The organism is Stenotrophomonas sp. 21LCFQ19 (assembly GCF_056861425.1).
The window spans coordinates 186,652-196,475 of record NZ_JBSPUF010000003.1 but is presented as its reverse complement, the minus strand read 5'-3'; the positions used below and the strand labels follow the sequence as shown (position 1 = coordinate 196,475).

Below are 9,824 nucleotides of genomic sequence, written 5' to 3'. Positions count from 1 at the left end.
CGGTGGCGGCGCCCGCCCCTGGGGCGCGGGGCTCGCCCGCTTCCCGGCGCCCCCCCCGCCCCCCCCCCCACTACAGGGGCCACCCCGGCCGAGCATGGCTGGGCCCTGCTGACCATGTGATTTTGCCGGTCATGTTCGGACCGGTATGCTGGCGCGCATGCAGCTATCTCGAATCACCCCGCTCCTTCTGTTCCTGGCGTCGCTGGCAGCAGCACCCCTTGCCCATGCCCGCGGCACCATCGAAAAAGTCCAGATCAAGGGTCTGGACAAGGGTGATGACGCCGAGATGATTGAAAACATCGAGGTGTCGCTGTCGGTCTACGATGCGATCGGCAAGGTGCAGGGCGAATCCCGGCTGGAATACCTGCTGTCGCAGGCCGAGCGGCAGACCCGCACCGCGCTGGAGCCGTTCGGCTTCTACAACCCGAAGATCACCGTGGAAGCGCCGCGTACCGGCGAGACCCTGCAGGTACTGATCCAGGTCGACAAGGGCGAGCAGGTCAAGGTCCGTACCCAGGAACTGGCCATCACCGGCCCGGCCTCGCGCGACCAGTACCTGCAGGACGACATCGAGGCCTTCCACCCCAAGACCGGCGAAGCCTTCGACTCGGTGAACTACGAGGCCAGCAAGATCACCATCACCCGGCGCCTGGCCGAGCGTGGTTACTTCGATGCCGACTTCACCCAGCGCAAGGTGGAGGTGACACGCGCCGAGAATGCCGCCGACATCTTCCTCACCTGGGACAGCGGCCGTCGCTACAACATGGGGCCGATCACCTTCGAGCAGGACTATTTCCGTCCGGGGCTGTTCGAGCCACTGGTGTATTGGGAGCAGGGAAGTTATTGGCATGAAGGCAAGCTTGATCGCCTGCGCGAGTCGCTCACCAAGCTCGATTATTTCAGCGTCATCGACATCCAACCGCATCCGGAACAGGCCGATGACAACGGCGAGGTCCCGGTCAACGTCAAGCTGACCCGCGCCAAGCGCACCATCTATACCGCTGGTCTGAGCTATGGCAGCGAGAGCGGGCCGGGTGTGCGCGGTGGCGTCGAGCGTCGCTACGTCAACCGCCGTGGGCACAAGCTCAGCACCCAGCTGGACTACGCGCAGAAGCGCAAGAGCTTCATCACCAGCTACCGTGTGCCGGGCTTCCGCTGGCTGGATGGGTGGTACAGCTATGCGATCAGTGCCTATGACGAGCAGACCGATTACATCGACCTGCGCAACGTCAAGCTGATCGCCAGCCGCAGTGGTGAGATCAACGAGCACTGGACCGCCATCGTCTCGATGAATGCCTTGCGCGAGCGTTGGCGCTACAGCTCCGGCGACCAGTTCAATGCTGCGGTCTACAACTATTCGACGCTGGTCTACCCGCAGCTCACCGCCGACTACGTCGATGTCGACGACAAGAGCTTCCCGCGCCGTGGCCTGAGCGGCAATGCCACCCTGCGTGGCGGCATCGAGGGGGCCGGTTCGGATACCAGTTTCATCCAGGCCGACGCCACCGTGCGCTGGTACATCCCGGTAGGCGATGCCGATCGCTTGATCCTGCGCGGACAGGCCGGCACCACCTGGACCAGCGATCTGGTCGCGATGCCGCCCAGCCTGCGTTACTTCGCCGGCGGTGACCGCTCCATCCGCGGTTATGCGTTCCGTGAAGTCGGCCCGCGTACGCCGGCACCGGACAAGTTCGCACTGGGCGCGAAGAATCTTGCCGTGGGTTCGGTCGAATACGAGCACTACTTCGGCGGCGGTCCCTGGGGCGGTGCGGTGTTCGTGGACACCGGCAGCGCCTTCGACAACACCATCGACCTGCATACCGGCGTGGGTTTCGGCGTGCGCTGGAAGTCACCGGTGGGCCCGGTGCGCATCGATATCGCGCACGGTTTGAACAACCCGGATTCGCAGTTCCAGCTGTATCTGAACATCGGAGCTGACCTGTGAGTACTCGCCCCGATGAAGTGACCCCGGAAGAGCGCGAAGCGCGCATCGCCGAGCTGCGTGCCAAGCGCAAGGCGCGGCTGCGCACGCTGGCGGTGCGCAGCGGCATCACCATCACCGTGCTGGTGATGCTGGGCCTGTTCGCGCTGTACTGGTTGCTGCAGACCGTAGCCGGCCGCGAGGTGCTGCTGGCGCAGGTGGTCGCGCGCCTGCCCGCCGGCTCATCGCTGACCTGGAGCAAGGCCGAAGGCCCGCTGGCCGGGCCCTTGGTCCTGCACGACCTGGATTTCCGCTACAACGAGCTGCACTTCACTGCCGGCCAGGCCTACCTGGATCCGGATATCCGCCCGCTGCTGGGCCGCAAGCTGCGCCTGGACGCGCTGCGCATCAGCGATGCCACGCTGGAGCTGGGGCCGTCGGAAGACACGCCCTTCGAACTGCCCAACTGGCCGGATGTATTGCCGGCCATCGAGTTGCCGCTGGCCCTGCAGGCCGACACCATCGTCATCGATGGCCTGCGCATCACCCAGCTGCAGCAGCCGATCATCGACATCAGCAAGGTCCGTGGCGGGCTTGAAGCTGCGAATGGCGAATTCACCGCCAGCCAGATCAAGGTCAACAGCAACCTCGGCGATTTCCGTATCGATGGCCACTACCTGCCGCGCAAGGACTACGCCACCGACCTGACCGTGCGCGCGCTGATGCCGCCACGTCCGGGCCAGCCTGCCGCGCGGTTGGGCCTGGTGGCACGTGGTGATCTGGCACATATGGAAGTTGCAGTGGCCGGCTACGCGCCCAAGCCGCTGCATGTCAGTTTCATTCTCGATGGCCGCAGCGATCCGGTGTGGAACATGACCGCGCGCAGCGAGCAGCTGGATATCGGCCAGCTGGTGCCAGCGCAGTTCCTTGCCGAAGCACCGGCACCGTTGGCGCTGGATTTCACCGCGCGTGGCCGCGGTGGCCAGGCGCGGTTGCAGGGCCGCGTGCGCCAGGGCGAGAACGAACTGGTGCTGGCGCCGTCCAATGTCGCCATCGACAAGCAGGTGCTGACGGTTGCGCCGCTGGTTGCCGAAGCTTTCGGCGGCAGCGTGCGGCTGCAGGGCACCGCCGATTTCAGCGATGCGCAGAACCCGGGCTTCCGCTTCGCGGTGGTGGCCAACCAGCTGACCTACACCCCCGAGCCGGACCCGAGTTCGTCGGACAGCACACCTGTGCCCTTGCATCTGAAGGAGGCGCGGCTGGGCGTGGCCGGCAACCTGAAGAACTGGGCCGCCGTTGGCAAGGCTGAAGTGGCGCGCGAAGCGCAGGATGCCAATCTCGATTTCGATGTGCGTGGCAACGACCAGCAGGCGCATATCGAACGGCTGCAGGCGAGCACGCCTGGTGGTTCGCTGGAACTGAAGGGTTCGGCGGCCTGGGCACCGACGCTGGCCTGGGATGTGGATGCAAGCCTGTCCAAGTTTGATCCCGGTTATTTCGCGCCGGGCTGGGAAGGCAACCTGTCCGGTTCGCTGGCCTCCAAGGGCAAGCAGATGCCGGCCGTGGCCGGCAGCAACGACATGCGTTTCGAAGCCACGCTGGACGTGCCGCAGATCAACGGCATGCTGCGCGGCCGTCGCGTCGATGCACGCGCCAAGCTCGCACTGCAGGGTACGCAGGGCGAGGGCAATGTGCGGCTGGTGATGGGTGACAGCCAGATCGAGGCCAAGGGCAAGGTCGGTGACCGTCTGGATGTGGATGCGCGACTGGAGCCGTTGCACCTGTCTGATCTGCTGCCCGGCGGTACCGGCAGCCTGGCCGGCACGCTGCAGCTGCACGGCACGCCGAGCCAGCCGGACATCACCGCCGACCTGCGCGGCAATGGCCTGCAATGGGACGATTGGAAGGCCCAGCAGATCAGCATCAACGGCCGTCTGCCATGGCAGGGCAACAACGGCGCGCTGGCGATCCATGGCAGCGCGGTCGAGGTCGGCATGCTGCTCGACCAGGTCAACATCAACGCACGTGGCAGCGTGCAGAACCTGCAGCTGGACGCCGATACCCGCAACGAGCTGGGTGCGGTGGCGTTGAGTGGCAGCGTGCGCCAGCAGGGCCAGGCCTGGCGCGGCGAGCTGGCCTCGCTGCGGATCGCACCGGTCAAGGGCGCGCCATGGCAGCTGCGGCAAGCGGCCACGTTCAGTGCGCAGGGCAGCAACTTCACCCTGTCCGATGCCTGCCTGGGCTCGGAGACCGGTGGTGCCCTGTGTATCGCCGCCAACTGGCCGCGCGAAGGCCTGCAGCTGCGCGGCGATGCCTTGCCGCTTGCCCTGGTGCAGCCATGGCTGCCGCCCAATGAAGGCCGCCGCATGTACCTGCGTGGCGAGCTCACCCTGGATGGCAACATCCGTCCGCGTGGCAATGCCTGGGAAGGTGGCTTCAAGGTAGCCTCGGCCGAAGGCGGCATCCGCCTCGGCGACAATGCCCGTGGCGAGCTGGTGCGTTACGACAATTTCTCGTTGAACGTCGACATGCTGCCCAACAGCATCAAGGGCTACCTCGGCGTCGGCTTCAAGGGCGACGGCTTCATCGATGCCAAGGTGCAGACCGGCTGGGAGCCCAATGCGGCACTCACCGGCGAGCTGTACATGAACATCGCGCGGCTGTACTGGCTGGAGTTGTTCTCGCCTGACCTGGTGCGCCCGCAAGGGCTGATCGAAGGCCACGTCAGCCTGCGTGGCACGCGCTCGCAGCCAACCCTGGGTGGCGAGGCCAAGCTCAGCAACTTCACCGGCGAATTCCCGGCGCTGGGCCTGACCCTGAGCGAAGGCAAGGGCAGCTTCATCGCCCAGCCCGATGGCTCGGCGCGCATCAGCGCCTCCACCAAGACCGGTGGCGAAGGCACGCTGCAGGTGGATGGCGGCCTGTCCTGGTTCGGCGATGCACAGCCCCTGCAGCTGCATATCCACGGCGACAAGGTGCTGATGGCCAACACCAGCGAACTGCGGGTGGTGGCCAATCCGGATCTGGACTTCACGTTGGCCGGCACCGCGATGGAACTGCGTGGCAGCGTGCATGTACCCGAGGCGGATCTGGATCTTGAACGCCTGGATCGCGGTACCTCGGCGTCGGAAGACATCGTGGTGCTGGATCCGGTCGACCCGGAAGAAGGCCCGTCCTCGCCGCTGGACATGGACCTGACCGTCAGCCTCGGCGACAAGGTCAAGATGAGCGGCTTCGGCCTGAAGGGCGCGCTGACCGGCAGGATGCAGGTGCGTGCACGCCCGGGCCGCGAGATGACCGCCAACGGTGGCCTGGAAGTCAGTGGCCGCTACAAGGCCTACGGCCAGGACCTGACCATCACCGACGGCCAGCTGTTGTGGAACTACGGCGTGGTCTCCGACCCGCGCATCAACATCAAGGCGCAGCGCTCGATTGGTGACATCACCGCCGGCATCCATGTCACCGGCCGTGCCCAGCAGCCCAAGGTCGACGTGTGGTCGGATCCGGCGATGTCGCAATCCGAATCGCTGGCGTATCTGGTGCTGGGGCGCAGCCTGAGCATGGCCAGCAGCGACCAGGCACAGCAGGTCAACGCGGCATCGGCGGCATTGTCGGCCGGCACCGGCCTGCTTGCTGCACAGGTGGGCGCCAAGATCGGCCTCGATGATGCTGGCGTCAGCCAGTCACGCGCGCTGGGCGGTTCGGTGATCGGCGTGGGCAAGTACATCACGCCCAAGCTCTACATCGGCTACGGCGTGTCACTGATCGGCAGCGGTTCGGTACTCACCTTGAAGTACCTGCTGCGGCGCGGCTTCGACATCGAAGTGGAATCGTCCACGGTCGAGAACCGTGGCTCGGTGAACTGGCGCAAGGAGCGCTGAGCAGGAGGCGGAGTGTTGTGGGAGCGGCGTCAGCCGCGAAGCCAGCACTCCCGCCGAAGCCATTGGCGCATTGGCAACGCCGAAGCCGTTGCTCTGCCGCGAAACCATGCCGCACCGGCTTCGCGGCTGACACCGCTCCAACAGGCGTTGGCGGTACGGCGTGACTGCTGGCGGTTGCCGCTCCAAGCGGGGGCCGCTACTGTCCACGGCTGTTCTGTAATCCGCTGGAGTTCCAATGACGCGTAAACCGCTTACCGCCGCGCTGGCGCTGGGCATGAGCCTGACCGCCGCTGCCGCCCACGCCAACGAAGGCATGTGGATGCCCACGCAGCTGCCGGAGCTGGCCAGGACGCTCAAGGACGCCGGCTTCAAGGGTGACCCCAAGCAGTTGGCGGACGTCACCGCGCCGCCGTTGAGTGCGGTGGTGCGTGTCGGTGGCGGTACCGGTTCGTTCGTCTCCGACGAGGGCCTGTTGTTGACCAATCACCACGTGGCCTATGGCGTCATCCAGTACAACGCCAGCAAGGAGCACAACTTCATCGATGACGGCTTCATCGCCCAGGGCCGCGATGACGAGCGCGCTGCCAATCCCGACTACCGGGTGCTGGTGACGGTCGGCTTCGACAAGGTCACCGACGAGGTGCTCAAGGACGCACGTGGCAAGACCGGTCGCGGCTATTACGACGCGGTGGAGAGCGCGCGCAAGCGCATCGTCGCCGACTGCGAGGCCGAAGGCGGCGTGCGTTGCTCGGTGGCCAACATGTACTACGGCAGCGACTTCTACCGCATCCGCCAGCTGGAGCTGACCGACATCCGTCTGGTCTATGCACCGCCGCGTGCGATCGGCAACTACGGCGATGAAATCGACAACTTCATGTGGCCTCGCCACACCGGCGATTTCACCCTGCTGCGTGCCTACGTCGGCAAGGATGGCAAGCCGGCGCCGTACAGCAAGGACAACGTGCCTTACCATCCGCCGGCGCACCTGAAGATGTCGCTGGATGGCCCGAAGGAAGGCGATTACGCGATGCTGGCCGGTTACCCGGGCACCACCTATCGCCTGCGCACCGCCGCCGAGTTCGCCAACCAGATCGATACCGTGCTGCCGCGTCGCGTGGAAGTGTTCCAGCAGCTGATCGACGTGATCGAAGCGCAGGGCAAGGGCAATGCCGATGCACGCACGCGCTACGCTTCGCAGCTGCAGTCGCTGAAGAACAACCGCAAGCGCGCAGCCGGTGAACTGGAAGGCCTGCTGCGCAGCGATGCCAAGACCCAGCGTGCACAGGACGAACAGGCCATGCTGGCCAGCGCCGATGGCAGGTACAAGGCCGATATCGATGCACTGTTTGCGTCGCTGGCCGCGGACAGCGCCGTTGGTGGCAGCGAGTTCCTGATCACCTTGATGTCCAGCCAGACCCAGCTGCTGCGTTCGGCGTTGCTGTTGGAGCGGCTGCGGGTGGAGTCGCTCAAGCCCGATGCCGAGCGTGAAGCCGGCTATCAGCAGCGCGACCAGGCCTTGATCGAAGGTGTGCTCAAGCAGGTACAGCGTCGCTACGACCCGGCCGTTGAGAAGGCATTGCTCACCGCATTGCTGACCCGCTACCAGCAGCTGCCCGATGCACAGCGCGACTCGCATTACGACAACCTGTTCGGTCGCACCCCGGCCGAGCTGGCCAGGCATCTGGATGAACTGTACGCACAGACAAAGCTCGGCGATGAAGCGCAGCGTCTGTCGCGCTTCGAAGCCGCACGCAAGGGTGGTTTCATCGAAGCCGATCCGCTGGTGTCGGTGGCCTCTGCACTGGTGATGGCACAGCTCAATGCCGAGCGCGACAGCAAGGAGCGCGCGGGCGAGCAGCTGCGCCTGCGTCCGTCCTACATGCAGGCCTTGTTCGCCTGGCGTGCAAGCCAGGGCCGGGCGGTATACCCGGATGCCAACAGCACCCTGCGCATCAGCTATGGCAAGGTCGAGGCACTGCATCCGCGTGATGCGGTCAGTTACTCGCCGGTGACCACGGTTGCGGGCATCGTCGAGAAGAACACCAACACGGTGCCGTTCGATGCGCCCAAGCCGCTGCTGGCGGCAATTGCCAAGGGCGATTTTGGCAGCACCGCCGATCCGGCGTTGAAGACGCAGACGGTGAACTTCCTGACCAACCTGGACACCACCGGTGGCAACTCCGGTTCGCCGGTGCTCAATGCCAAGGGCGAGCTGATTGGTCTGAACTTCGATTCCAACTGGGAATCGGTCAGCGCCAGCTGGTGGTTCGATCCGCGCTACAAGCGTGCGGTGCACGTGGACATGCGGTACCTGCGTTGGCTGTTGGCCAAGGTGTATCCGGCGCCCGCTCTGCTGCAGGAAATGGGCGTACCTGCCGAATAAGGGCGACTGAGTGGGCGGCGCGAAAGTGCCGCCCATTCCATTCATAAAACGGTGTGTACCCCGTTTCGGCGATAACTGACATTACGCTAGGCTAAAATCCCGAGAATAGGTGGGCTGTCTACTGACGCCCGACAGGGAGAGTGTGTGGCATCGGATCTGAACTATGCGGCTGTGGGCGCAGCCAATCCCACGGCCTTGGCGCCACTGCGTATCTGGATTGTCGGCAACCTGGAACTGTTGCAACCGCTGTTGCCGTATGGCGCGCAGATCCAGGCCCTGGACAGCGTCGAGGCGCTGTACCGCGAACTGGTGATCGTGCCCTGCGACATCGTGGTCATCGATACCACCCGGGTCCGCGCCGGCATGGTCGAGACGGTGGAGCACCTGCGCCGTCGTGATGATCTGGGCGTTGTCCTGCTGGTGGACCCAAACACCCCACAACTGATTGCCGATGGCCTATGGGCCGGGGCCGATGCCTGCCTGCCGCACCGGCCGGAGCCGGAATTCCTCGCCGCCAAGCTGTATAGCCTGCGCCGGCGCTTGCCCGGCGAAGCGGCGCAGCTGATGGAATCCGGCGGTGCCGACAATGCCCCTTGCTGGGCGCTGGAATCCGATAGTTGGGACCTGCGTGGGCCCAATGCGCAGGTATTGGCGCTGACCGAAGCCGAACGGGCATTTCTCACTTTGCTCTTCTCATCGCCGGGCGAGACGGTTGCCCGCGAGCGCCTGATTGGCGCCCTTACCGACCAGCCCTGGAGCTTTGATCCGCACCGGATTGAAGTGCTGGTCCACCGCTTGCGTAACCGCGTGCAGTCGGCCACCGGCTGTACCCTCCCGATCCGCGCAGTTCGGGGTGCTGGCTACCGTTTGACGGTTTAGCTCATGCTTTTCAGTTGATCGTCAATGCACGAATTTGAAGGCATGCCGATTCGCATGCAATCGGGGTCAACGCCGATGAGTGGACCGACTGGTCGAGCAAACTTGAGTGTCGGCGTGGCACCGGCGCAGAGGCGCGCGAACAGTGGGTCACCACCAATCGTCTGTTCTACAAGGTCAACGAAGACTGGCGTCTGGCCTTGCGTGCCAATTACTCCGACACATCCGACAGCCTGAGCGCGCAGGACGGTGCCCGCTTGGCCGAGGTCAATGCCGGCTTTGCCTACCGTCCGCACGACAGCTCCCGCTGGGCCGCACTTGGCAAGTACACCTATCTGTACGAGCTGGCATCACCCGGACAGGTTGGTGGTGCCTCGGATGATCAGCGCTCGCATGTGTTGTCGTTGGACGGCATCTGGCAAATGTCTCAACGATGGGAGATGGCCGGAAAGCTCGCTTCGCGTCCCGGCGACTACCGCATGGAACGTGGCGAAGAGGCCTGGCTGGACAGTCGTGCCGACTTCTTCAAGCTTGGCGTCGGCAATAACTTCACCAACGTCAGTGACGACTTGACCCATCCTCGGCTTGATAACAAGGGTTGGTGCATCAATATGACCGGCTATTACCAAGTAATCGCTGGTGATTGATCCGGGCGCCCCGGTCATGCCGGGGCGTTCTTCTGCGCGGCCGCCGAGCTGACAAGGCCGCTGGATGCCCGGGAATCGAGGGAATGGCTACACTGGCCCGGCTAAGTCGCACGGGA

The 9,824-nt window shown here is 64.8% G+C and carries 5 protein-coding genes; all 5 read left to right on the top strand.

What is annotated here, in order from left to right; all coding sequences use genetic code 11:
• The first annotated feature begins 145 nt into the window (after nucleotides 1-145).
• The 5 genes from AC13FW_RS04890 to AC13FW_RS04870 all read left to right on the top strand — a co-directional run bounded on the left by AC13FW_RS04890 (nucleotide 146) and on the right by AC13FW_RS04870 (nucleotide 9,708).
• Entirely contained in the window at nucleotides 146-1,945 is a 1,800-nt protein-coding gene (locus AC13FW_RS04890; protein WP_482988382.1) for an autotransporter assembly complex protein TamA, read from the top strand.
• A gap of 44 nt (nucleotides 1,946-1,989) precedes the next feature.
• Complete coding sequence (locus AC13FW_RS04885) at nucleotides 1,990-5,802, top strand: translocation/assembly module TamB domain-containing protein (protein WP_482988466.1); 3,813 nt, start codon at nucleotides 1,990-1,992, stop codon at nucleotides 5,800-5,802.
• Between the two features lie 235 nt (nucleotides 5,803-6,037).
• Entirely contained in the window at nucleotides 6,038-8,185 is a 2,148-nt protein-coding gene (locus AC13FW_RS04880; RefSeq protein ID WP_282267510.1) for a S46 family peptidase, read from the top strand.
• 144 nt (nucleotides 8,186-8,329) lie between these two features.
• Nucleotides 8,330-9,064 carry a winged helix-turn-helix domain-containing protein gene (locus tag AC13FW_RS04875; RefSeq protein ID WP_482988381.1) on the top strand — a complete coding sequence of 245 codons (735 nt, stop codon included), beginning with the start codon at nucleotides 8,330-8,332 and terminating at the stop codon, nucleotides 9,062-9,064.
• A gap of 197 nt (nucleotides 9,065-9,261) precedes the next feature.
• Nucleotides 9,262-9,708, top strand: a complete 447-nt coding sequence (locus tag AC13FW_RS04870) for a hypothetical protein (protein ID WP_296253103.1) — start codon at nucleotides 9,262-9,264, stop codon at nucleotides 9,706-9,708.
• Nucleotides 9,709-9,824: the final 116 nt, after the last annotated feature.

Bases quoted from the DNA above. Each gene is read 5' to 3' on its own strand.
- AC13FW_RS04890 (WP_482988382.1), top strand. From the start codon at position 146: ATGCTGGCGCGCATGCAGCTATCTCGAATCACCCCGCTCCTTCTGTTC.
- AC13FW_RS04880 (WP_282267510.1), top strand. From the start codon at position 6,038: ATGACGCGTAAACCGCTTACCGCCGCGCTGGCGCTGGGCATGAGCCTG.